The sequence below is a fragment of the Neisseria sp. genome, from assembly GCF_041804105.1.
Lineage (GTDB): Bacteria > Pseudomonadota > Gammaproteobacteria > Burkholderiales > Neisseriaceae > Neisseria.
The window spans coordinates 1-23,035 of record NZ_JBHCJY010000106.1; the positions used below are offsets into that span (position 1 = coordinate 1).

The following is a 23,035-nucleotide window of genomic DNA, read 5'->3' on the forward strand; positions in this document are numbered from 1 at the left end:
TGAAAAACCCGCGCGACGGCATCAATCCCGACAAACCCGGCGAAGTCGGCCCCATCAAACTGTTGGAAGAATTGAAAGCCAAAGGCAATCCTGTTGCCTACGTTGGCGACGTGGTCGGTACCGGTTCTTCGCGCAAATCCGCGACCAACTCCGTGATTTGGCATACCGGCGAAGACATTCCTTTCGTACCGAACAAACGTTTCGGCGGCGTGTGCTTGGGCGGTAAAATCGCACCGATTTTTTTCAACACCCAAGAAGACTCCGGCGCATTGCCGATTGAAGTAGATGTTTCCGCATTGCAAATGGGCGATGTGGTCGACATCCTGCCTTACGAAGGCAAAATCGTGAAAAACGGCGAAACCGTTGCCGAATTCGAGCTGAAATCGCAAGTTCTGCTGGACGAAGTGCAGGCCGGTGGTCGTATCAACCTGATTATCGGTCGCGGCCTGACCGCCAAAGCCCGCGAAGCCTTGGGGCTGCCTGCTTCCGACAAATTCCGTCTGCCGCAAGCCCCTGCCGAGAGCAAAGCAGGTTTCTCGCTGGCGCAGAAAATGGTCGGCCGCGCCTGCGGTTTACCTGAAGGCCAAGGCGTGCGCCCGGGTACATACTGCGAACCGCGCATGACCACCGTCGGCTCGCAAGATACCACCGGCCCGATGACCCGCGACGAACTGAAAGACTTGGCCTGCTTGGGCTTCTCCGCCGACTTGGTCATGCAGTCTTTCTGCCATACCGCTGCCTATCCGAAACCCGTGGACGTGAAAACCCACAAAGAATTGCCTGAATTTATTTCTACGCGCGGCGGCGTATCCCTGCGTCCGGGCGACGGCGTGATCCACTCATGGCTGAACCGCCTGCTGCTGCCCGACACCGTCGGCACCGGCGGCGACTCGCACACCCGTTTCCCGCTCGGCATTTCCTTCCCTGCCGGTTCGGGCTTGGTAGCTTTTGCAGCGGCAACCGGCGTGATGCCTTTGGACATGCCCGAAAGCGTCTTGGTGCGCTTCAGCGGCAAGCTGCAACCGGGCGTAACCTTACGCGATTTGGTCAACGCCATTCCGTTGTACGCCATCAAACAAGGCTTGTTGACCGTTGCCAAAGCCGGCAAGAAAAACATCTTCTCCGGCCGCATTCTGGAAATCGAAGGCCTGCCCGATTTGAAAGTCGAGCAAGCGTTCGAATTGTCCGACGCATCCGCCGAACGCTCTGCCGCAGGCTGTACCGTACACCTGAACAAAGAGCCGATTATCGAATACATGAAGTCCAACATCGTGCTGATGAAAAACATGATTGCCGACGGTTATAAAGACGCGCGCACGCTGGAACGCCGCATCAAAGCCATGGAAGCATGGCTGGCCGATCCGCAACTGCTCAAAGCAGATGCCGATGCCGAATACGCCGCCGTTATCGAAATCAACATGGACGACATCAAAGAACCGATTATCGCCTGCCCGAACGACCCCGACGACGTATGCTTTATGTCTGAAAAATCAGGCACCGTCATCGACGAAGTGTTCATCGGTTCCTGCATGACCAACATCGGCCACTTCCGCGCCGCTTCCAAACTGCTGGAAGGCAAGAGCGACATTCCTGTGCGCCTGTGGATGGCGCCGCCCACCAAAATGGATGCGCAGGAGCTCACCAACGAAGGCCACTACGGCGTACTCGGCCGCGCCGGTGCCCGCATGGAAATGCCCGGCTGCTCGCTGTGTATGGGTAACCAAGCGCAGGTACGCGAAGGCGCAACCGTGATGTCCACCTCTACCCGCAACTTCCCGAACCGCTTGGGTAAAAACACCAACGTGTTCTTGGGTTCGGCAGAATTGGCCGCGATTTGCTCCAAACTGGGCAAAATCCCGACCGTTGAAGAATACCAAGCCAATATCGGTATCATCAACGAGCAGGGCGACCAAATCTACCGCTACATGAACTTCAACGAAATCGACAGCTACAACGAAGTTGCCGAAAAAGTGAATGTGTAAAGCAGCTTAGGCTAAACCGTCAAAGGCCGTCTGAAATTTTTCAGACGGCCTTTATCCAAACCAATTTGCAAAGCAAAAACTGTCCGTTTAATCCTTCACTTTGCTGAAAATCAACGCGGCATTCGTGCCGCCGAAACCGAAACTGTTCGACATGACGGCGTTGAGTTCTTTATTGAAATTCTCGCGCACGATGGGCATTCCTTCGGCGGCGGGGTCGAGGGTTTCGATGTTTGCGCTGGCGCAGACGAAGCCGTTTTGCAGCATCAGAATCGAATACACCGCTTCGTTCGCCCCCGCCGCACCTTGGGCATGGCCTGAAAGGGATTTGGTGGAACTGATAAACGGCATGTTTTCGCCGAACACTTCACGCACGGCTTCGAGTTCTTTCATGTCGCCGACCGGGGTTGCCGTACCGTGGGCGTTGATGTAGTCCACGCTGCCGCCGTGCTGCGCCAAGGCCGACTGCATACAGCGTACTGCGCCCTCGCCCGACGGCGCAACCATGTCTTCACCGTCGGAACTTGCACCGTAGCCGGTCAGTTCGCACAGGATGTTGGCTCCGCGCGCTTTGGCGTGTTCGTATTCTTCCAGCACCAAAATACTGCCGCCGCCCGAAATGACGAAACCGTCGCGGTTTGCATCGTAGGCACGACTGGCGCGTTCGGGCGTGTCGTTGTATTTGCTGGACATCGCGCCCATCGCGTCAAACAGCGAGGCCATTTCCCATGAGATTTCTTCGCCGCCGCCGGCAAACACGATGTCCTGTTTACCCAGTTGGATCAGTTCGGACGCATGGCCGATGCAGTGCGCCGAAGTGGAACAGGCAGAACTGATGGAATAGTTCACGCCCTTGATTTTGTAATGAGTGGCCAGACAAGCTGAAACGGTGGAAGCCATGGTTTTGGTCACACCGTACGGGCCGATACGTTTCACGCCTTTTTCGCGCAGGATGTCGGCGGCTTCCACTTGTGCCGACGACGATGCACCGCCGCTGCCGGCCACGATGCCGGTGCGCGGATTGGAAACCTGTTCGGGCGTTAAACCTGCGTTTTCAATGGCTTCCTGCATGGCGATGTAGGCATAGGCGGCAGCGTTGCCCATAAAGCGCATGATTTTTCGGTCGATGATTTCCTTAGGATCGAGTTTGATTTGGCCGGCCACTTGCGAGCGCATGCCTTTTTCTTGGAACGTCGGTTCGAAGGAAATACCGGATTTCAGGTTTTTCAGGGATTCCAGCACTTCGCGGGCATTGTTCCCCAAGCTGGAGACAATGCCGATACCGGTAACGACAACTCGTTTCATCTTGATTCTCCTGTATTTTCTTATGAAGGCCGTCTGAAAAAACGGCTTCAGACGGCATGAAGTTTTCGGGGATGAAACCCGCTGCAATCGGAAAAGAAAGCAGATTCAGCAAACGGCTCGGATTTTTTCAGACGGCCTGAAACGTAACAAAACCCTCCGAATCCCGGTGCGGCCACTCCGAAGGCAAAACAATGAAGAACCGAACCGTTCATCGGTTGCCGACGTTTTCAGACGGCCTTCAATCAAAAATCGTCGGTAGTGGTAAACAGCCCCACGCGCAAGCCGTTGCCTTCGTAAATCTTGCGGCCGTCCACGCTCATTTCCGCATCGGCGATGCCCAGCACCAGTTTGCTGTTCATCACGCGCTTTATGTGGATATGGTAGGTGATTTTTTGATGCTTGGGCAAAACCTGGCCGCTGAATTTGACTTCGGCACAACCCAACGCGCGACCGCGTCCGGGAGCTCCCGTCCAACCCAGATAGAAACCGACAAGCTGCCACATGGCATCAAGACCCAAACAGCCGGGCATCACAGGATCGCCTTCGAAATGGCAACCGAAAAACCACAAGTCGGGGCGGATGTCGAGTTCGGCAATGATTTCGCCTTTTCCGTATTTGCCGCCGTCTGAATTGATGGAAGTGATGCGGTCAATCATCAGCATGTTGGGCAGCGGCAGTTGGGCGTTGCCCGCGCCGAACAGTTCGCCGCGCCCGCAGGCGAGCAGTTCTTCTTTGGTATAGCTGTTTTGGGGAACGAAAGAGGTCATGTGTGTTTGTCCTTGGGATTTATACTGTTTAGAGAGAGCGCTCTAAAATCGCGGATTTTAGACCTGCCGCCGTTACCCGTCAAGCAATATGCGTTTTGTTTGAACGGCATTTACACGATGTTTCAGACGGCCTTCAATGCGTCCGCCAATCTGTTTTTCCTTTGCTTGGCATTCGGTCTGTGAACTACATTCCGAATCAAATCAGGAAGATTAAGAAATATGGAGAAAGGCCGTCTGAAAATATTTTCAGACGGCCTTTCGACTGCTTGCAACAAGATTAAACGGAATCGGATTGCGGCGGAACTTATTTACAGCTCACACCCTGAATCTGCGGAGTCGGGCCGTTGCCGACTTTGAAAACGCACTTGGTGCTGCTGTTGCCCGATACGGTCAGATTGCCTGCGGCAAGGTTCAGGCGTACGGGTTCTTTCACACCCATGCTCACGGCAGTGGCAGCGACTTTCTGTACATCGGCTTCGCTGTACGATGTATTGTTGCCGCTGATTTTGATTTCTTTGGCTGCAAAGGCATTGGCACCTGCAAACAAAGCAAGGGCGGCAACGGGCAAGGCAAAGAATTGGGTTTTGTTCATTGTGTTTCCTCTTCGGTTAAGCGCCTCGGTGTGCGCTACGGTTTCAGAATAGGGCCGAAGGCTTGTGCTTGGCAAGCATTGTCGGGGAATTTACGCGGATTTGTTGTAAAAGGGTCGGAAATTAGTCTGATTTAACGGTTTGCCGCCTTTATTTTTTCAGACGGCCTATCCCGCCGCCATTCTGTTTTACGGTACAATGCGCGATTGTTTTCAACAATTAAGGACGCCTTTTTATGGCTTCAATGGAAAGTTGGATCGGCCTGCGCTATCTGCGTGCACGGAAACGCACGGGGTTTATGTCGGTCATCAGCATCATTTCTATTATCGGCATCGCAATCGGCGTGATTGCGCTGATTACCGTAACTTCTGTGGTAAACGGTTTCCAGAAAGACATCCGCGGCCAGCTTGTCGAAGTCGCGCCCCATGCCGAAATCGGCTATTTCGATATGGAAAACGGCAAAACATGGCAGGATTTGCGCAATCTTGTCAAAAACAACAAAGCGGTGCTGGGCACGGCTCCCTATATCGCCGACCATGCGCTGCTGGCCAATGCGGGAGAAGTAACCGGCGTCCAACTGCGCGGCATCCTGCCCGATGAAGAAAAACGGGTTATCGAATACCACAAAGACATGGCCGCCGGCAGTTTCAACGATTTGAAACCCGGGGAGTTCGGCATTATTCTCGGACAGGCTCTGGCTGAGAAACTGGGCGCGGAAAAAGGCGGCAAGATAACGGTCATCACACCCGAAGGCAACGTAACGCCCGCCGGCGTCGTGCCCCGCCTGAAGCAGTTTACCGTAATGGGCATCGTGAAAACCAAAGTCCAGCAGGTTAATGAAATGCTTGCGCTGGTTCACCTGAAAGACGCGCAGACACTCTACCGCTTAAGCGAAGGCGGAGCAGGCCTGCGCCTGAAACTGGCCGACCCGCTCAAAGCGCCCGACTTAATCGGCGGCCTGATTCCCCAAGCGCACCAGAAAGAAGTATGGGTACGCGACTGGACCTTTACCAACCGCAGCTATTTCGATGCCGTACAGGTGGAAAAGGTGATGCTGTTCGTGATTATGTTCTTCATCAGCCTGGTCGCCACCATCAATCTGGTTTCCACCCTGATCATGACCGTAACCGAAAAACAGTCGGCCATCGCGATTCTGCGCACACAGGGAATGCCGCCTTCGGGCATCGTGAAGATTTTCTTCGTACAGGGTGCCATGCTCGGCTTTATCGGAACATTCATCGGCGTGGTGCTTGGTCTGCTGCTGGCGTTCAACATCGGCCAGATTGTGCATTGGATTGAAGAAGTGAGCGGCCGCAAGTTCATCCCCGCATCGATTTATTTCGTCGATTACCTGCCGTCCCACGTTATCTGGTCGGATGTGGCCATCATCGTATCCATTTCGTTCGGCCTTTCGCTGCTGGCCACGCTTTATCCGAGCTGGCGCGCATCGAAAACCCAACCTGCGGAGGCGCTGCGCTATGAATAACATTATTTTGGACTGCCGCAACGTTGGCAAAAGCTACCGCGACGGCGTATTGGACGTACAGGTGCTGCAAAATCTCAACCTACAGGTCGAAGAAGGCCGAAGCGTGAGCATCATCGGTGCTTCGGGCAGCGGCAAATCCACGTTGCTGCATATTCTCGGCGGACTCGACATCCCCAGCGAAGGCAGCGTTACCCTGATGGGCAGCGATTTAGGCCGTCTGAACCAGAAACAGCTCGGCGAACTGCGCAACCGCTATCTCGGCTTCGTTTACCAGTTCCATCATCTGTTACCCGAATTTTCCGCGCTCGAAAACGTCATGATGCCGCTGTTAATCGGCAAAAAATCCAAAGCCGAAGCCCAAGAACAGGCTTCGTCCATGCTGGAAAAAGTCGGTTTGAAACAGCGTATGCTGCACCGGCCGAGCGAGCTTTCCGGCGGCGAACGCCAACGCGCCGCCATCGCCCGTGCGCTGGTTACCCGTCCCAAATGCCTGCTGGCCGACGAACCCACCGGCAACCTCGACCGCAGAAACGCGCAAAACGTACTCGACATGATGCTGGATTTGAAAACAGAACTGGGCACCAGCCTTGTGGTCGTTACACACGACGACGAACTCGCCGCCCGCTTCGACCGCGTTATGACCATGACCGACGGCCGTCTGCAGGACAAACTGTAATCCAAACGGAAGCGTTCGCGAGGCGAAACGGAAACATGAAAGGGAAAGCAGAGCTTTCCCTTTTTCTTCGTTGTTTTTTGCATAACCGGTTGAGAAACCCACCTTCCCGCTCAGCTGGGAATCGGTTTTTGAACTTACAGAAACTTTCTCATTTGGCTGTGTTTGGATATTGCATTGATGCCTGCTTCCGCCATTCCCGAGCAGGCGGGAATCCATGTTTGAAATCGGGTATCTTTTTTTAAACAGGCATTTGTGAATATCAAAGCTGGCTTCCCGCCTGCTCGGGAATGGCGCAAGTGGAATAAATCGGTCTCACCGGTTACTCACAATATCCAAAAACAACCTTTCTTTTATTTCATCTGTTGGCTGTACTGTACATACTTTGCTTAAAAACAAGGCCGTCTGAAATTTTCAGACGGCCTTTATCTTTATTTGTCTTTCTCTATCAGGTATTCCTGATCCATATCGGCTTGTAAGCCATCATCGTCGCCCCATTGCGACATTGCCGCCGGTTCCGACGTTCCGTCCGTCGGCCTTTGCTGCGCGGATTTACCGAAACGCCGGTTGTTTCTGCCGACGTAGTACAGCATCACGGCAAACAACGCCAAAAGGCCGATAAGCGGATACGAACCGCCCATTTCCATATAGGGGGTTTCGCCCGTATAGCCTTTGATATGGCCTTCCAATACGGTAACGGTGTTGGGAACCGATTGGGCGACAATATGGCCTTTGGGCGACAGGATGGCGGTGGCACCGTTGTTGGTGGAACGCACCATGTAGCGGCCGAGTTCCATCGCACGCGCCTGCGACTGCTGAAGCTGCTGCCACATCGCGTTGGAATCGCCGTACCAGCCCATATTGCTGACATTGGCCAGCAGGGTGGACTGTTTGGCCGAAGCAATCAGCTCGTCGCCGAAACCGTCTTCATAACAGATGTTGAAGGCGACTTTCTGGTTTTTCATGGTCAGCGGCGGCTGCCCTGCCGCACCCTTTTTCATGTCGCTCATGGGCATGTCCATCAGACGGTAGAGCGGCCCGGTGATGAAGCGCAGGGGTTTGTATTCGCCGAAAGGCACAAGGTGGCTTTTGGCATAAGACTGGATGCGCGGTTTTTCGCCGTTGGTGTATTCGCTGAGATTGACGACGGCGTTTTCATAATCGGTTCTGCTGTCATCGGTATATTTGAGAATGCCGACGGCAAGGGAACTGCCGTTGCTCTGCGCCTGTTCGGCAAAGCTGCGCAAAACGTTTTCAGGCAGATCCTGCATAATCTGCGGGATGGCGGCTTCAGGCAGTATCACGATGTCGGCGCGGGTTTTGCTGACCTGGTCGTAATAACGCTGGATGGTGGGGACGATTTGGTCTTCACGCCATTTGAGGGTCTGTTCGATATTGCCTTGGGCGAGCGCAACGGTGCTGGTGCTGCCGTCGGGTCGGGTGAAATCGGTCTGTTGGGCGACATAGCCGCCGATAAACAGGGCAACGACGGCGCACAACGGCGCGATGCGTTTTTTCAGACGGCTTTCGTTGTCGATAAACAGCACCAGCCATGCGCCCGCAAACGCGGTTGCCAAAGTAACCAGATGGATGCCGCCGAGCGGCGCGAAACCGGCCAGCGGGCTGTCTCGGGTAATCTGCGAATAACCGATTGCCCCCCAGCCGAAGCCTGTCAGCAGGCGTTCGCGGGCGAATTCGGTCAACGTCCACAACAGCGGCAACGCGATGCCCACGTTCATCCAGCGTGGCAGGTTGAACTTGCGCCAGAGCTTGAACGCCAGCATCGGATAAAGTGCGAGAAAGGCGGCAAACAGCAAAACGGCGGGAACGGCGTAAAGGTTCGGCAGACCCGATACATCGTGCAATGCGGTATGAATCCAGTAAAACTGACAGGCGTAGGCGATAAAGCCGAACACATAAGCCCCCGCCACCGAACGCTGCGGATTGAGTTCGGCCAAACGTATCAGCGCGCCAAACAGCAGCGGCATCAGCCAGAAATGGTAATACGGCGCGAAAGCCATCGGCGTGGACGCGGCAATCAGCGCAACGGCAGGCCAGTAGATCACAGGGTCGCGGAACTGCTGTTCCAATCGGGATAAAAAGCTCATAAACGTTTGGAAATCGGGGTTTTCAGTAATCAGGCCGTCTGAAAAAGAAAGTTTTCAGACGGCCTGAAACGGGATAAACAATTCATCAGGCAGGATACGCCCCGCCCTTCGGTATCAATGTGCCTCTTTTTTCGAGAACACCTTCATCAGCGGCAGCACCACCGCGCACACAAGGGCCCCGGTTACCACGCCCACCACCAAATCCGCAACCATCGACGGCAGGCCCGTATCCCAATGGCGGGCGTGCAGGAAATCGTGGATAAACGGCGCACCGTGGGCGATGATGCTGCCGCCCACCAGAAACATCGCCAGCGTACCCAAAACGCTCAGGCCGCGCATAAACCACGGCATCACCGCAATCAGCCCCTTGCCGAAAGCCGCGCGCGCACCGCCTTTGTTCATCATGTGCAGACCCAAATCGTCGAGTTTCACAATCACGGCCACCAAGCCGTACACCAGCACCGTCATGCCGATGCCGATGGCCGACAGCATCAGCGCGCGCTCGGTAAAGCCCGTACCCGGGGGCACAACGCCCAGCGCGATGATGATGATTTCGGCGGAAAGGATGAAATCGGTGCGGATGGCGCCTTTGATTTTCGCGTTTTCGTCCACCAGCTCGTCTTCCGTGTGGCCGTGGTGGCCGTCGTCTTTATGCAGCATTTTGTGCAGCAGTTTCTCCACGCCCTCGAAACACAGAAACGCCCCGCCCAACATCAGCAAGGGCGTTACCAGCCACAGCAGGAACTGCGACAGCCACAGCGCGGCAGGAATCAGAATCACCTTGTTGATCAGCGAACCTTTCGCCACTTTCCAGATAATCGGCAGCTCGCGCTCGGCGGAAACACCCGTAACCTGGTTGGCATTGAGCGCCAAATCGTCGCCGACCACCCCGGCGGTTTTCTTGGCGGCCATTTTGGTCATCAGCGCCACGTCGTCGAGCACGGCGGTAATGTCGTCAAGCAGGGTAAAAAGCGAGGCAAAGGCCATGTAAATTCCTGTTCGTGAATATGTGTTTGAAAACCGCGCATTATACCCGAAAAAACAGAGCCGTCATTTTCAGACGGCCTTAAAAATATGCAAAGGCCGTCTGAAACCGCAGGGGGATTTTCAGACGGCCTGCTGCATTGCTGCCTTGTTCCCATGCGGAACCACGGCGTATTTTCCGACGGCGTACATCCGCACCGGACATTTCCGACAATATGGAAACGGCAACCTCATACCTGCAACGGTAAAAACTTCAGGCCGTCTGAAAAACTTTTTCAGACGGCCTGATTGCCGAACCGCAAACCGGCGGACAAAACGCCCTGCCCTACTCTTTTATCCGCGTCGCCATCAGCGTGTGCAGACGGCGTTTATCGGCGCGGGCAACGGTAAACTGCAGGGGGCCGACGACCACTTTTTCGCCGCGCACGGGCAGGTGGCCGAGTTCGTGGATGACCAGCCCGCCGATGGTATCGGCTTCTTCGTCGCTGAAATCCGTACCGAAATAGCCGTTGATGTCTTCGATTTCGGTAACGGCGTTGATGCGCCAGCGTTCGGCGGAAACGGCGAAAATATTGTCGGCGCTTTCGTCTTCGTCGAATTCGTCTTCGATGTCGCCGACGATTTCTTCGATGATGTCTTCAAACGTGACCAAACCCGAAATGCCGCCGTATTCGTCCACCACCACGGCCATGTGGTTGCGCTGCTCGCGGAATTCCTTCAACAGCGCGGACAGCGGTTTGCTTTCGGGTACGAACGCCGCGGGGCGCAAAACGGTTTGCAGGTTGAACTGTTCGGGGTTGAACATGAATTTGAGCAGGTCTTTGGCGTGCAGGATGCCCAAAACGTCGTCTTTGTCGCCGCCGATGACGGGAAAGCGCGAATGCGCGGTTTCGTTGATGTAGGCGACGATGCGTTCGATGCTGTCGCTTTCTTTGATTACGTTCATCTGGCTGCGGGTAATCATTGCGTCGCGCACTTCGAGTTCCGCGAAATCCAGCATTTTTTCCAGATGGGCGAGTGTGTCGCCGTCAAACACTTCCTGCTCGTGCGCCTGACGCAGCAGGGTAACGACGTCTTCGGCGGAATCGGGCGTGTCGCCCGAAATGCGGGAAATGATGCGTTCCAAAAAATTCGGTTTCGACTGGCTGTCGTCCATTTCAGTGTTCGCTCTCTTGGTAGGGGTCGGGGTATCCTAACTGATTCAGCAGGCGGGTTTCAAGTGCTTCCATGATTTCGGCTTCGGCTTCTTCCTCATGGTCGTAGCCCATCAGGTGCAGCGTGCCGTGTACGGCCAGGTGGGCGAAATGCTGCTCGGCCGTTTTGCCCTGTTCGGCGGCTTCTTTCAGCACCACCTGCGGGCACATCACCAAATCGCCGTACAGGCCGTCTGAAAAACGGTGCGGCAGTATCTGTTCGCCTTCGTTGAGCGCGAAACTCAACACATTGGTGGCATAGTCTTTACCGCGGTAATCGCGGTTGTAGGCGCGGGCTTCTTCTTCGTCGAGCAGCAGCAGGCCGATGTCGGCGCGGCGGTATGCGTTTTTCAGCGCGTGCCACATCCAGTTGTAAAACTGTTTTTCAGACGGCACTTCCGATGCCGCGGAAGCATTGTCGAAACTCAGCGTGAAGCGTTGTTGCCGGATTTTCAGGAAAGGGAATTTCTTGGCGCGTTTCATGGGCAGGGTTCGGAAAAAATTACAGGCGCAAATATAGCATAAGGCCGTCTGAAAATCCCGCCGACCGAACTATCCGCCGCTGCCGCAGTCATACTTCTGTTTCCGATACCGAAGACCGAACATGAAAGCCCTTAATCCTGCCCTTCCTGCTGCTTGCCGCCTGCACGCCCCGCACGTTCCAACCCGAAGCCGCCGAAATGCGCGGCCAAGTGCATTTTTCTTTCGAGCAGGCCGAGTTCCGCCACAACGGTAAAACGTATTTCGTTTCCGACAAAAACGGCGCGGTGGCCGAAAAAATCAACGCCCTGCGCGGAGAAAAACAGGCTTACGAAGCCACCGCGGAAATGTGCCTCGTTGCCCGCGTTTTGTCGAAAACGCAAAACGGCGGACGCGGCTTCGGCCATGCGGAACGCTACGCTCAGGCCGTGGAAGTGGAAAAACTCTGCTGAACGCGGCGATCCGGATGTCTGCACCGACCCCAACCCGTAGGCCGCCGTCCGCACACACGGCAACATCCGCCGTCTCCCCGCGTTCCGCGGCAACGCCCCGAAACGTTTTCAGACGGCCTTTCCGCCTGAAAAACCGTGCTAAAATCCGCCCGTCCCCACCCTGAAAATACCGCACCATGACCCCGAAAAAACTCGTCATCGCCAGCCGCGAAAGCAAGCTGGCCATGTGGCAGGCCGAACACATCCAAGGCCGTCTGAAAACGCTTTACCCCGACTGCGACGTGCAGATTCTCGGCATGACCACGCGCGGCGACCAGATTCTCGACCGAACCCTGTCCAAAATCGGCGGCAAAGGCCTGTTTGTCAAAGAACTCGAACAAGCCTTGGCCGACGGTCGCGCCGATTTGGCCGTGCATTCCATCAAAGACGTACCGATGGTGCTGCCCGAAGGCTTCGCGCTCGCCGCCGTCTGCAAACGCGCCAACCCGTTCGACGCATTCGTTTCCAACCGTTACGAACGGCTCGAAGACCTGCCCGAAGGCGCAATCATCGGCACCTCCAGCCTGCGCCGCGAAGCCCAACTGCGCGCCCGCTTCCCCCATTTGTCCGTCAAACCCCTGCGCGGCAACTTGCAAACCCGCCTGGCCAAACTCGACAACGGCGACTACGACGCCATCATCCTCGCCGCTGCCGGCCTGGAACGTTTGGAACTGCACGATCGCATCCGCGGCATCCTGTCGCCCGCCGACAGCCTGCCCGCCGCCGGACAAGGCGCGCTCGGCATCGAAACCGCCGCACACCGCCAAGACCTGACCGATCTGCTGAAACCGCTCAACCACGACACCACCGCCGCCTGCGTAACCGCCGAACGCGCCCTCGCCCGCGCGCTGGGCGGCAGCTGCCAAGTGCCGCTGGCCGCCTACTGCACCGAAGAAAACGGCCTCCTGACCCTGCGCGGACTCGTCGGCCATCCCGACGGTTCGGTCATCTTGCAGGCAGACGCCCAAGCCCCCGCCCATTACGCCGACGCCCTCGGCCGCGCCGTCGCCAAAAAACTGGCCGACGACGGCGCGGAAGAACTGATACGGGCGGTATTGGCCGAATCGGACACCGTTTGACGCATCAAAAACACAGGCCGTCTGAAAAAAGTTTTCAGACGGCCTGTGTTGCATTCTGCCCGTTTAAGGTTTTTGCTGTTTCAGCAAGGCAACCATTTCTTTCAATATTTCCAACTCGCTGTTTTTCTGGCTGATGATTTCATCTTTGTGCGCCAGCATCAGTTTCAGTTTGTCGATTTCGTGTCCGGCCGCCTCATTACCGTTGTAATAAGTATTGTTGTACCCGTTATGACCGGTGGCACTGTTGTCGTTCATAAAAATCAGGATGCCGTTTTCGCCCGGCTGCATCAACTCGACAATATCCACATTAAAAATTTGGGCAATCTGCGTCAGCTTGTCCAACTTCAACTTGGTTTCCCCGCGTTCTATTTTGGCATAACCGTTTACCGACATATTCATCCGCTCGGCCATATCTTCCTGAGACCATTGATTAAGCTCGCGCATCATGCGTATTTTTTCGTTAATGTTCATTACCATCACAATCCAGAGTATTTGCAACACAAAATCGGTAGCCGAGCCACACGTTTTGTTGGTTTTAAAGGAAGTTACATTTACATAAAATTCGCGAGCTTTTTAAAAACCAAATCAAAAAGCGTCGATAAATTTTAAATTAAGTAAAGGAAAACACGATTATGCGCCATCCAACTACCGCTCTTGCCGTTGCCGCACTGCTTGCCTTAAGCGGCTGTGCGTCCATTATGGAGAAAAGCAGCTATCCTGTAAACGTCAGCTCCACCCCCGACGGTGCCTCATTTACCATTACCAACCGCGCAGGCAAAGTGATTACGCAGGGCATCACACCGAACAGTGTTACTTTGAAAGCCTCTGCGGGTTTCTTTAAAGGTGAAAAATATACCATCAATTTCCACAAACCGGGCTACGAACCCCAGACATTTGTATTGGACAGCGGCATCAGCGGCTTTTATTTTGCGGGTAATTTACTGTTTGGCGGTCTTGTCGGCTGGCTGATTGTCGACCCGGCCACCGGTAAAATGTTTACCCTGCCCAACAGCGCAGCCGTTACTCTGAATCCGTTGCAAAACACCATCGAACAATCGGTCAATCCCGACCAGGTTTCCTTAAAAATCATATCGGTTGACCAACTGACGGAAGCACAAAAACGCCAGCTCCAACCTTTGGCTGAAAAATAAATATCGACCGCAATCAGGCCGTCTGAAATCTTTCAGACGGCCTTTTGGTTTCCTGCCCGGATGTTAAGGCAGACTGCCGTGCGGAATCCGTTCTGCCGTTCAGACGGCCTGCCAACGGGTAACGAATCTTCCGGTTTCGGTGTTCTTCGCTTCGTATTTCGGTTCGCCTGCGGGTGTGCCGATCATCAGCAGGCCGATGATTTTGTCCTGTTCCGCGCACTGCATTTCGCGGCGCAGCACGGGGCTGTCGCACCACAGGCCGGTAATCCAGACATTGCCGTAGCCCAGCGCAACCGACGACAGTTGCAGGGCATAGGCTGCGGCTGCGGCACTCATTTCCTGCTCCCAAACGGGTTTGGGCTTTGCGCCTTCGGTTTTCGGTCGGGCAACGACGGCAATCATCATCGGCGCCATACCGCACACTTTGTCGATTTTTTTCCGCGCAGTTTCGTCATAACCCATTGTTTCCACGGTTTCTTCCAATGCGCGGCGGAAACGTGCGAACGCGGCTTCGCCCTGCACCACCACAAATTCCCACGGTGTCAGATTACCGTGGTCGGGCACTTGCGTGGCGGCTTGGAACATGGTTTCCAAATCCTGTTCGTTCGGGGCGGGTTCGCGCAGTTCGCGCACGGAGCGGCGGGTGGTGAGCAGGGTTAAAGCGTCCATATCGGTTTCTCAAACGGGTTGATTGAAAAGGCTTCCGATTGTAACACAGGGAAATCTGATAAACTTTTTCAGACGGCCTGATGCCGTCTGAAAAGCCGTTTGGCCGAACCGCAACCATAAAAATACCGAAACCGATTATGAACAAAACCATCCGCCAAGAAATCTTCACCCGCCTGCGCGACGCCAATCCGCACCCGACCACCGAACTGAATTTCAACAGCCCGTTCGAGCTGCTCATCGCCGTCCTGTTGTCGGCGCAGGCCACCGATGTGGGCGTGAACAAGGCCACGGCCAAGCTGTTTCCCGTCGCCGATACACCGCAGGCGATGCTGGATTTGGGTTTGGACGGGGTGATGGAATATACGAAAACCATCGGTCTGTACAAAACCAAGTCCAAACACATCATGCAGACCTGCCGCATTTTATTGGAAAAACACGGCGGCGAAGTGCCCGAAGACCGCGCCGCTTTGGAAGCACTGCCGGGTGTGGGCCGCAAAACGGCCAATGTGGTGCTGAACACCGCGTTCCGCTGGCCCGTGATGGCGGTGGACACGCATATTTTCCGCGTATCGAACCGTACCAAAATCGCACCGGGCAAAGACGTGCGCGAAGTGGAGGACAAGCTGATGAAATTTGTGCCGAAAGAATTCCTGCTCGACGCGCACCACTGGCTGATTCTGCACGGCCGCTACACCTGCAAAGCGCAAAAGCCGCTGTGCGGCAAGTGCCTGATTAACGATTTGTGCGAATATCCGGCGAAAACGGCGGGGTAACAAATCAGGCCGTCTGAAAAACTTTCAGACGGCCTGATTGCCAACGTTTCTTGTTGCTTACCGTGGATTCCCTCCTGTGCGGGAATGGCGCCGCCGATAGCCGCCGCATTCGCATAATCTCTATAAATCATTATTTTTCAATTATTTATACTAAAAAACTACCCATTCAGAGAAGGCCGTCTGAAAAATTTTTCAGACGGCCTGATTGCGGCAGCGGTTGTACAGTACGGGATGTTGTCCAACTGAATTTGTCCGGCTGTTTCAACCCGTTCTCTAAAATCAGGCTGTGCCTGAAATGATGTGCTCTGGGCCGTCATTCCCGCGCAGGCGGGAATCCACGGTAAACAACAAGAAACGTTTGCGGTTTGGCAAATTGCAAAATCCGCAATCGGATTGCCGTCTGCAAGGAAAATCAATCGTCGCGGATTGGCGCAAGCCGATGGCGGCAGCAACGGTAAAAGGCCGTCTGAAAAATTTTCAGACGGCCTTGTTTTGCGGTTTCAAAACGCAAATCACGGATAGGCGATGTAGGCGTAAGCCGAATGGTTGTGAATCGATTCGAAGTTTTCGCTCTCGACCACAAAGCGGTCGATGCGGCCGTCGGCCATCAAAGCGGTGGCGACGTCACGCACCATGTCTTCGACAAACTTCGGATTCTCATAGGCTTTTTCGGTAACGTATTTTTCGTCGGGGCGTTTGAGCAGGCCGTAGAGCTGGCAGCTTGCCTGTGCTTCGATGCAGTCGATGACTTCTTCGATGCCGACTTCGGCGTTGCACGACAGGGTAACGGTAACGTGCGAACGCTGGTTGTGCGCGCCGTATTGGGAAATTTCTTTCGAGCAGGGGCAAAGGCTGGTTACGGGCACGAGCACTTTGAGCGTGTGGCTGTATGCGCCGTTTTGGATTTCGCCCGTGATTTCCGCGTCGTAGTCGAGCAGCGACTGGATGCCGGACACGGGCGCGGTTTTCTTGCGGAAAAACGGAAATGCAACGCTGATTCTGCCGGAATGCGAATCCAACAGCGCCACCATTTCTTCCGTGAGCGTTTTCAGACGGCCGAAGCTCAAAGATTCGGTCTGCTTTTCCATGAGCGCGACAAAACGCGACATGTGCGTGCCTTTTTGGTCGGCAGGCAGGTAAACGGTCATGGTCAGGCGGGCAACGGTGGACTGTACGCCTTCGGATGTGGCGATGCTGACAGGGAAGCGCAAATCTTTGATGCCGACCTGGTTAATCGGCAGGTTGCGCAAATCGCGGCTGGACTGCACGTCTGCAATGGCGTTCATGCGGTTTTTTTCCTTTGGTGTGTGGGAATGGGCGGGGCCGTCTGAAAAATGCGCAGCCCTGCAAATGCGAGATTATATCACTTGAAACCTGTGCGGGGATTGATTGTTTCTATAACTCCGTTCGGCGGAAAATAAGGGGAAATGCGGCGGATTTCAAGCGGCGGGTATTTTCAGACGGCCTGTTTTGCGTCTGCCGGCAAAAACGCGTGCGCGAATATTCCGACAAGCTGCCCGAACACGGCCCGCTGTGCGCATCCGCCCTGCCCTTTCCGAACACTACGCCGTCCGAAGTGCTAAAATCATGCCGTCAAATACCCGTTAACAGGATTCCGCCATGAAATTCGCCACCAAAGCCATCCATTCCAGCTACGAACCCGACGAACACAACCGCGCCATCATGCCGCCGGTTTACCAAAACAGTATGTTCGCCATGCACGAAATCGGCGAACAAATCCCCTACCGCTACTCGCGCCTGAGCAACCCCACGCGCAAGGTATTGGAAGACACCGTGGCCGACTTGGAACACGGCGCGGCGGGGTTCGCCTACGGCAGCGGCATGGCCGGCATCGATGCCGTGTGGCGCACCTTCCTGAAGCCCGGCGACACCATCGTGGCCGTGGCCGACATCTACGGCGGCGCGTATGACCTGCTGGTCGATGTATACCGCCCGTGGGGGGTGAACGTGGTGTTCGCCGACCTGACCGACCCTGCGGCGCTCGACCCGCTTCTTGCGGCGCACCAGGTCAAAATGCTGTGGCTCGAAACCCCGTCCAACCCGCTGCTGCGGCTGGTGGACATCGCCACGCTCGCCGCCAAAGCCAAAGCCGCGGGCGCGCTGGTGGGCATCGACAACACGTTCGCCACGCCCTATCTGCAAAATCCGCTCGACATGGGCTGCGACATCGTGTTCCATTCCGCCACCAAATACCTGTGCGGCCATTCCGACGTGTTGATGGGCATCGTCGCCGTCAAAGACGAAACACTGGCCAAACCGCTGCGCGCCATGACCGTCAACACCGGCGGCGTCGCCGGCCCGATGGACTGCATGCTGGTGCTGCGCGGCCTAAAAACCCTTGCCCTGCGCATGGAAGCCCACTGCCAAAACGCGCTGGACATCGCCCGCCGCTTCGAAACGCATCCTGCCGTCGAAAAAGTGTTCTACCCCGGCCTGCCGTCGCACGAACACCACGAGCTGGCCAAACGCCAGCAGCGCGGCTTCGGCGGCGTGGTAACGGTTTACCTGAAAAACGACAGCAAAGCCGCCGCCAATTCCGTGATAAAAAACATGAAGCTCGTGAAAATGGCCGCCAGCTTGGGCGGCGTGGAAAGCCTGGTCAACCACTGCTATTCCCAGTCCCACAGCGGCGTACCGCACGACGTAAAAATGCAGATGGGCATACGGGAAGGCCTGCTGCGGTTTTCCGTCGGCATCGAAGATCTCGACGACATCTGGGCCGACATTTCCGCCGCATTGGACACCACACTCTGACCCGCCGCTGCCGCACAGCAAAGGCCGTCTGAAAATTTTTTCAGACGGCCTTTGCCAATCCTGTATTTCAGACGGCCTATCTTTGATAAACTGTCGCCCCTAAAAACCCTGTCCATAACAACAACCCCGAAAACAGCGGAACCGGACTGGGAAACTGCGGCGGATACGGCCAAATACTGCCAACGCAGCAGGTTTCCCGTCCGATTTCACGACACCCGATCAGAGAGACAATCATGCACTACGACATCGTAATCGTCGGCGGCGGCGCAGGCGGGCTGGAGCTGGCGTCCAAACTCGGCCGCGCCTTCGGCCGCAGGGCCGGCCCCGAAAAAATCCTGCTTATCGACCGCTCGCCCTTCCACATCTGGAAACCCACGCTGCACGAAGTGGCGGCGGGCACGCTCAACCCGCAGCAGGAAGGGCTGTCATACAGCATTCTGGCGCGTTCCAACCATTTCAGTTTCGTGATGGGCGAGCTGACCGCGTTCGACCCCGCCGCCAAAAAACTCACGCTCAAAGAAGTGCACCACCCCAACGGCGGACTGATTATTCCCGAACGCAACATCAGTTTCAGCCGCTGCGTTCTGGCGGTGGGCTGCGGTTCCAACTTCTTCGGCACGCCCGGCAGCGAACACGCCTATGTGCTGGAAAACGCCCAAGACGCGCAAAACTTCCATACCCACCTGCTCAACCTGTTTGCCCGCGCATCCTACTCGCAGGACAAACTCCTGAACGTCGTCATCGTCGGCGGCGGCGCAACCGGCGTGGAACTGTCGGCCGAAATGATGGAAGCCTACCACGAGATTCAGGAAAACAGCGGCTCGGGACAGCGTTTCCGCATCAACATCACCCTGATCGAAGCCGCCCCGCGCATCCTGTCCGGACTGCCCGAAAAAGTGTCGGCGCAGGCCACGCAAGCCCTGCGCCAGAAACGCATCAACGTGCTGACCGCCACCAAAGTATTGGAAATTTTCCCCGACAAAGTGCAAACCGACCAAGACGCCATCCCTGCCGACGTGGTGGTCTGGGCGGCCGGCATCAAAGCCGCCGACCGCAACCGCGAATACGGCCTGCCGGTCAACCGCATCAACCAGTTTGAAGTCAACCGCCAACTGCAAACCCCCGCCGAAGGCGTGTATGCCATGGGCGACTGCGCCGCCTGCGAATGGGAAAGCGGCAAATTCGTTCCCGCCCGCGCCCAAGCCGCCCACCAGCAGGCCGACTACCTGTGCGGCCTGCTCAAAGCCTACGAAAAAGGCCGCGACTTTACCGAACCGTTTGTCTACAAAGACTCCGGCTCGCTGGTTTCTCTGGGCAACAACCACGGCGTCGGCAACCTGATGGGCAGCCTCTCCGGCGGCAGCTTCTTCATCGAAGGGCTGATTGCGAAATACATGTATATGTCGCTGCACCTGATGCACCACAAAGCCATTCTCGGCTACACCAAAACCGCCCTGCTCGCGCTGGCCAGGATGGCGCAGAAACGCGTATCGGGCAGATTGAAACTGCATTGATTCGGCTCAGGCATCACAAGGCCGTCTGAAAACAAAGGCCGTCTGAAAAACATTTTTCAGACGGCCTTTTACAAAACTTAAAAATTTTCTAGAAATGATGATTCTTCATTCTCTCGCCAAACTGAAATCCAAATTTATCAGCTTCAGAAATAGTTAAACCACCGGAGATTAATTTTCCAGATTCCCATACACATGAAAATGGGAGACACAATTTGCTTGCTTCTTTCATTTGATCCGGTTTGCGTCAATCAATCGCATTTCACAATCCTCTGCATCACTTTATAATCTATCGATACCCACATATTGTTTTGATAAAATTTATCTGATTGCCATTTTGAATTATCGGCAGCTTCATAGTAGAAACCATTAGGACACAGTTTGTGTGCCTTTTTCTCAATCTGCCTTACCAGTGTTTGCTCTTTGGCAAACATATTTCCTGAAGCTTCAAGCTGATAGCGCTGACCGTCTAAAGACTTAGCACGTGCAGGCAGCATTTGCGCACATGCACCGAGCAATAGTGGCAATATCATTACACTAAACATTTTATGCATGATCATAGTCTTTCTCATATGTTTGATTGTTGATTGCCCACACAGGTTCGTGTGCGGCATCTCCCAGCCACGGCTTGATCTTCGCTAAACAGTCGGCGGTATTCTTTTGCGGTCATACATGCTTCCTTTCCCAATCGGTTTTCAGACTGCCTGAAAACTTCAGGCAGTCTGAATTTGTTTTAATGCCTGAAATGGCGCACACCCGTTACCACCATCGCCATGCCGTGTTCGTCAGCGGCAGCGAAGACTTCTTCATCGCGTACCGAACCTGCGGGGTGGATCACGGCTTTAATGCCCTGTTCGGCAATCACGTCCACGCCGTCGCGGAAGGGGAAAAACGCATCCGACGCGGCGCACGCGCCGTTCAAATCGAAACCGCCGTCCTGCGCTTTGCGCGCGGCGATGCGGGTGGAATCCACTCGGCTCATCTGGCCGGCGCCGATGCCGTAGGTCTGGCCGCCTTTGCCGAACACGATGGCGTTCGATTTCACGAACTTGGCCACGTTCCACACAAACATCAAGTCGTTCCATTCCTGCTCGGTGGGCTGGCGTTTGCTCACCACTTTCAAATCTTCGCGGCGGATGCGGTGGATGTCGGGCGTTTGCACCAACAGGCCGCCGCCCACGCGTTTGAGTTCGAAACGGTTGGCGCCGGCCAGCAGTGGCACTTCCAGCACGCGCACGTTTTTCTTGGCGGCGATGATTTCTTTGGCTTTGTCGGTGAATTTCGGCGCCATCAGCACTTCGAGGAACTGGCCGGTAACGGCTTCTACGGTTTCGGCGTCCACTTCGCGGTTAAAGGCGATGATGCCGCCGAACGCACTGGTGGTGTCGGTGGCGAACGCCAGTTTGTAGGCATTGAGCGGGGTATCGGCCACCGCCACGCCGCAGGGATTGGCGTGTTTCACAATCACACAGGCGGGTGCGTCAAACGCTTTAACCGCTTCCCAAGCCGCGTCGGCATCGGCGATGTTGTTGTAAGACAATTCTTTGCCCTGCAACTGGTTGTAGGCGGCCAGACTGCCGGCGGCAGGATATAGGTCGCGGTAGAACGCGGCTTGCTGGTGCGGGTTTTCGCCGTAGCGCATTTCCTGCACTTTCACCCAGCTTTGATTGAACTGTTCGGGGAATTCGCGGATTTCCGGCTCGCCCGAGAGTTTTTCGTCTGACACGCTGGTTAAATAATTGGAAATCATGCCGTCGTATTGGGCGGTATGGCTGAAGGCTTTGCGCGAAAGGTTGAAGCGGGTTTTGTCGCCCAGCTTGCCGCCGTTGTTTTGCAACTCTTCGACGACTGCGGCGAAATCGCCGTTGTCGGTAACGATGGCGACGTGTTTCCAGTTTTTGGCGGCGGAGCGCACCATGGTGGGGCCTCCGATGTCGATGTTTTCAATCGCGTCTTCCAGCGTGCAGCCGGGTTTGGCAATGGTGGCGGCAAACGGATAAAGGTTCACGCACACCAGATCAATGTTGCCGATGCCGTGCTCTTCCATTTTGGCGACGTGCTCGCTCAAATCGCGGCGGCCGAGGATACCGCCGTGGATTTTCGGGTGCAGCGTTTTGACGCGGCCGTCGAGCATTTCGGGGAAGCCGGTGTAATCGGCCACTTCGATAACCGGTACGCCGGCGTCGGCCAGCAGTTTGGCGGTACCGCCGGTGGAGAGGATTTCCACGCCGAGTTTATCGAGCGATTGGGCGAATTCGACAACGCCTGTTTTGTCGGACAGGCTGATAAGGGCACGTTTTACGGCTGCCATAGATATTCCTTTTTCTGGGGGTTCGGGAAAATTTCAGCCGTGATTTTACGCTGTTTGGAGTAATAAGCCTATGGTTAATTTTCATGACGGGCGGCGGTTCGGCACAGCGTTTCAGACGGCCTTTGTTGCCAAGCTAAGGAAATAATCGAATGACGGAAATGCCGTCTGAAAGAAAGACTTTTCAGACGGCATCACTTCCTTCTGCAATATTGCATACGGTTACGCAAGCACCGTAGGTACGGTTAGCCGTCGAAACGGCGTAACCGTACACCCACCGGCATCACATCCTTCACACCACATCGCGTACGGTTACGCCCCAAAAAGCACGGGGCTAACCGCACCTACGCAGGTTCAGAAACACAGCACCGTAGGTACGGTTACCCGCCGCAACGGCGTAACCGTACGCCCGTCAGCATCGCATCCTTCAAACCACATTGCGTACGGTTACGCCCCAAAAACACGGGGCTAACCGTACCTACGCGGGCTTCATCTTTTAAAAGGTTATTAATTTCATCAAAATCACTATCAATCGTTGTTCTGTAAAACGCTATGCTCTTATCGTAATTTTCGGCTTAATGGACATTTGGGTTGGTATTTCGAGAACTTAGCTTCTAATGGATATTTGGGTTGGTTTTCCAACTCTTTTTATCATTCAAATGCCAAAGAAATTGTCTATAAACAATCGGTTAGTCTCTTCATTCATGCCTGCA

Annotated in this window: 21 protein-coding genes; 9 read left to right on the forward strand and 12 right to left on the reverse strand. The window is 55.2% G+C overall.

What is annotated here, in order from left to right; genetic code table 11:
* Window positions 1–1,982, forward strand: a 1,982-nt coding sequence (locus ACEYDX_RS09425) for a bifunctional aconitate hydratase 2/2-methylisocitrate dehydratase (protein WP_373741768.1), incomplete at its 5' end; no start/stop codon positions are given.
* A gap of 87 nt (window positions 1,983–2,069) precedes the next feature.
* On the opposite strand, the gene fabB is transcribed toward ACEYDX_RS09425, so the two are convergent.
* The 3 genes from fabB to ACEYDX_RS09440 form a co-directional block, all read right to left on the reverse strand.
* The gene (fabB, locus tag ACEYDX_RS09430) at window positions 2,070–3,284 is read right to left on the reverse strand and encodes a beta-ketoacyl-ACP synthase I (RefSeq protein ID WP_373741769.1); all 1,215 of its coding nucleotides are present in this window, start codon (window positions 3,282–3,284) and stop codon (window positions 2,070–2,072) included.
* Between the two features lie 242 nt (window positions 3,285–3,526).
* Window positions 3,527–4,051, reverse strand: coding sequence for a 3-hydroxyacyl-[acyl-carrier-protein] dehydratase FabA (fabA, locus tag ACEYDX_RS09435; RefSeq protein ID WP_373741770.1), 525 nt, complete (start codon window positions 4,049–4,051; stop codon window positions 3,527–3,529).
* Between the two features lie 304 nt (window positions 4,052–4,355).
* Window positions 4,356–4,643, reverse strand: a complete 288-nt coding sequence (locus ACEYDX_RS09440) for a hypothetical protein (RefSeq protein ID WP_373741771.1) — start codon at window positions 4,641–4,643, stop codon at window positions 4,356–4,358.
* Window positions 4,644–4,876: 233 nt separating this feature from the next.
* Here ACEYDX_RS09440 and ACEYDX_RS09445 point away from each other — a divergent pair, with 233 nt between their 5' ends.
* On the forward strand, window positions 4,877–6,127 hold the full coding sequence (locus ACEYDX_RS09445) for a lipoprotein-releasing ABC transporter permease subunit (protein ID WP_373741772.1): 1,251 nt from the start codon (window positions 4,877–4,879) through the stop codon (window positions 6,125–6,127).
* Window positions 6,120–6,803 (forward strand): lipoprotein-releasing ABC transporter ATP-binding protein LolD, encoded by a 684-nt coding sequence (lolD, locus tag ACEYDX_RS09450; RefSeq protein ID WP_373741773.1) that lies wholly within the window; start codon window positions 6,120–6,122, stop codon window positions 6,801–6,803. The genes ACEYDX_RS09445 and lolD overlap by 8 nt, the downstream gene beginning before the upstream one ends.
* Window positions 6,804–7,231: 428 nt before the next feature.
* Here the strand turns inward: lolD and lnt are convergent, their stop codons facing one another.
* From lnt to ybeY, 4 genes are all read right to left on the reverse strand, one after another.
* Window positions 7,232–8,908, reverse strand: coding sequence for an apolipoprotein N-acyltransferase (lnt, locus tag ACEYDX_RS09455; RefSeq protein WP_373741774.1), 1,677 nt, complete (start codon window positions 8,906–8,908; stop codon window positions 7,232–7,234).
* A gap of 114 nt (window positions 8,909–9,022) precedes the next feature.
* Complete coding sequence (locus ACEYDX_RS09460) at window positions 9,023–9,895, reverse strand: DUF808 domain-containing protein (RefSeq protein ID WP_373741775.1); 873 nt, start codon at window positions 9,893–9,895, stop codon at window positions 9,023–9,025.
* 322 nt (window positions 9,896–10,217) lie between these two features.
* Window positions 10,218–11,048: an HlyC/CorC family transporter gene (locus tag ACEYDX_RS09465; RefSeq protein ID WP_373741776.1), complete on the reverse strand. Its 831-nt coding sequence runs from the start codon at window positions 11,046–11,048 to the stop codon at window positions 10,218–10,220.
* Window position 11,049: 1 nt separating this feature from the next.
* On the reverse strand, window positions 11,050–11,568 hold the full coding sequence (gene ybeY, locus ACEYDX_RS09470; protein WP_373741777.1) for an rRNA maturation RNase YbeY: 519 nt from the start codon (window positions 11,566–11,568) through the stop codon (window positions 11,050–11,052).
* Window positions 11,569–11,765: 197 nt separating this feature from the next.
* Here ybeY and ACEYDX_RS09475 point away from each other — a divergent pair, with 197 nt between their 5' ends.
* Window positions 11,766–12,017 carry a hypothetical protein gene (locus ACEYDX_RS09475; protein WP_373741778.1) on the forward strand — a complete coding sequence of 84 codons (252 nt, stop codon included), beginning with the start codon at window positions 11,766–11,768 and terminating at the stop codon, window positions 12,015–12,017.
* A 176-nt stretch (window positions 12,018–12,193) separates the two neighbouring features.
* Window positions 12,194–13,135, forward strand: a complete 942-nt coding sequence (hemC, locus tag ACEYDX_RS09480; protein ID WP_373741779.1) for a hydroxymethylbilane synthase — start codon at window positions 12,194–12,196, stop codon at window positions 13,133–13,135.
* Between the two features lie 63 nt (window positions 13,136–13,198).
* On the opposite strand, the gene ACEYDX_RS09485 is transcribed toward hemC, so the two are convergent.
* Window positions 13,199–13,606 carry a helix-turn-helix domain-containing protein gene (locus ACEYDX_RS09485; protein ID WP_373741780.1) on the reverse strand — a complete coding sequence of 136 codons (408 nt, stop codon included), beginning with the start codon at window positions 13,604–13,606 and terminating at the stop codon, window positions 13,199–13,201.
* Between the two features lie 161 nt (window positions 13,607–13,767).
* Here ACEYDX_RS09485 and ACEYDX_RS09490 point away from each other — a divergent pair, with 161 nt between their 5' ends.
* The gene (locus ACEYDX_RS09490; protein WP_373741781.1) at window positions 13,768–14,286 is read left to right on the forward strand and encodes a hypothetical protein; all 519 of its coding nucleotides are present in this window, start codon (window positions 13,768–13,770) and stop codon (window positions 14,284–14,286) included.
* Between the two features lie 99 nt (window positions 14,287–14,385).
* Here ACEYDX_RS09490 and ACEYDX_RS09495 read toward each other — a convergent pair whose 3' ends face one another.
* A complete protein-coding gene (locus tag ACEYDX_RS09495; RefSeq protein ID WP_373741782.1) occupies window positions 14,386–14,955 on the reverse strand; it encodes a nitroreductase family protein in 570 nt (189 codons plus the stop codon).
* 137 nt (window positions 14,956–15,092) lie between these two features.
* Between ACEYDX_RS09495 and nth the strand changes: the two genes are divergently transcribed.
* Entirely contained in the window at window positions 15,093–15,728 is a 636-nt protein-coding gene (nth, locus tag ACEYDX_RS09500) for an endonuclease III (RefSeq protein ID WP_373741783.1), read from the forward strand.
* A 512-nt stretch (window positions 15,729–16,240) separates the two neighbouring features.
* Here nth and folE2 read toward each other — a convergent pair.
* On the reverse strand, window positions 16,241–17,014 hold the full coding sequence (gene folE2 / locus ACEYDX_RS09505; RefSeq protein WP_373741784.1) for a GTP cyclohydrolase FolE2: 774 nt from the start codon (window positions 17,012–17,014) through the stop codon (window positions 16,241–16,243).
* A 334-nt stretch (window positions 17,015–17,348) separates the two neighbouring features.
* On the opposite strand from folE2, the gene ACEYDX_RS09510 reads away from it, so the two are divergent.
* Window positions 17,349–18,503, forward strand: a complete 1,155-nt coding sequence (locus tag ACEYDX_RS09510) for a PLP-dependent aspartate aminotransferase family protein (protein ID WP_373741785.1) — start codon at window positions 17,349–17,351, stop codon at window positions 18,501–18,503.
* Window positions 18,504–18,736: 233 nt separating this feature from the next.
* Window positions 18,737–20,017: an NAD(P)/FAD-dependent oxidoreductase gene (locus ACEYDX_RS09515; RefSeq protein ID WP_373741786.1), complete on the forward strand. Its 1,281-nt coding sequence runs from the start codon at window positions 18,737–18,739 to the stop codon at window positions 20,015–20,017.
* Window positions 20,018–20,265: 248 nt separating this feature from the next.
* On the opposite strand, the gene ACEYDX_RS09520 is transcribed toward ACEYDX_RS09515, so the two are convergent.
* A complete protein-coding gene (locus tag ACEYDX_RS09520) occupies window positions 20,266–20,568 on the reverse strand; it encodes a hypothetical protein (RefSeq protein WP_373741787.1) in 303 nt (100 codons plus the stop codon).
* A gap of 179 nt (window positions 20,569–20,747) precedes the next feature.
* Complete coding sequence (gene purH / locus ACEYDX_RS09525) at window positions 20,748–22,325, reverse strand: bifunctional phosphoribosylaminoimidazolecarboxamide formyltransferase/IMP cyclohydrolase (RefSeq protein ID WP_373741788.1); 1,578 nt, start codon at window positions 22,323–22,325, stop codon at window positions 20,748–20,750.
* Window positions 22,326–23,035: the final 710 nt, after the last annotated feature.

Coding starts and splice junctions, on each gene's coding strand:
- ACEYDX_RS09510 (WP_373741785.1), top strand. CDS start 17,349: ATGAAATTCGCCACCAAAGCCATCCATTCCAGCTACGAACCCGACGAA.
- lnt (WP_373741774.1), bottom strand. CDS start 8,908: ATGAGCTTTTTATCCCGATTGGAACAGCAGTTCCGCGACCCTGTGATC.
- ACEYDX_RS09465 (WP_373741776.1), bottom strand. CDS start 11,048: ATGGACGACAGCCAGTCGAAACCGAATTTTTTGGAACGCATCATTTCC.
- hemC (WP_373741779.1), top strand. CDS start 12,194: ATGACCCCGAAAAAACTCGTCATCGCCAGCCGCGAAAGCAAGCTGGCC.
- lolD (WP_373741773.1), top strand. CDS start 6,120: ATGAATAACATTATTTTGGACTGCCGCAACGTTGGCAAAAGCTACCGC.
- ACEYDX_RS09440 (WP_373741771.1), bottom strand. CDS start 4,643: ATGAACAAAACCCAATTCTTTGCCTTGCCCGTTGCCGCCCTTGCTTTG.
- ACEYDX_RS09485 (WP_373741780.1), bottom strand. CDS start 13,606: ATGAACATTAACGAAAAAATACGCATGATGCGCGAGCTTAATCAATGG.
- ybeY (WP_373741777.1), bottom strand. CDS start 11,568: ATGAAACGCGCCAAGAAATTCCCTTTCCTGAAAATCCGGCAACAACGC.
- ACEYDX_RS09490 (WP_373741781.1), top strand. CDS start 13,768: ATGCGCCATCCAACTACCGCTCTTGCCGTTGCCGCACTGCTTGCCTTA.
- fabB (WP_373741769.1), bottom strand. CDS start 3,284: ATGAAACGAGTTGTCGTTACCGGTATCGGCATTGTCTCCAGCTTGGGG.
- ACEYDX_RS09460 (WP_373741775.1), bottom strand. CDS start 9,895: ATGGCCTTTGCCTCGCTTTTTACCCTGCTTGACGACATTACCGCCGTG.
- folE2 (WP_373741784.1), bottom strand. CDS start 17,014: ATGAACGCCATTGCAGACGTGCAGTCCAGCCGCGATTTGCGCAACCTG.
- ACEYDX_RS09475 (WP_373741778.1), top strand. CDS start 11,766: ATGCGCGGCCAAGTGCATTTTTCTTTCGAGCAGGCCGAGTTCCGCCAC.
- ACEYDX_RS09515 (WP_373741786.1), top strand. CDS start 18,737: ATGCACTACGACATCGTAATCGTCGGCGGCGGCGCAGGCGGGCTGGAG.
- fabA (WP_373741770.1), bottom strand. CDS start 4,051: ATGACCTCTTTCGTTCCCCAAAACAGCTATACCAAAGAAGAACTGCTC.
- purH (WP_373741788.1), bottom strand. CDS start 22,325: ATGGCAGCCGTAAAACGTGCCCTTATCAGCCTGTCCGACAAAACAGGC.
- nth (WP_373741783.1), top strand. CDS start 15,093: ATGAACAAAACCATCCGCCAAGAAATCTTCACCCGCCTGCGCGACGCC.
- ACEYDX_RS09445 (WP_373741772.1), top strand. CDS start 4,877: ATGGCTTCAATGGAAAGTTGGATCGGCCTGCGCTATCTGCGTGCACGG.
- ACEYDX_RS09495 (WP_373741782.1), bottom strand. CDS start 14,955: ATGGACGCTTTAACCCTGCTCACCACCCGCCGCTCCGTGCGCGAACTG.
- ACEYDX_RS09520 (WP_373741787.1), bottom strand. CDS start 20,568: ATGCATAAAATGTTTAGTGTAATGATATTGCCACTATTGCTCGGTGCA.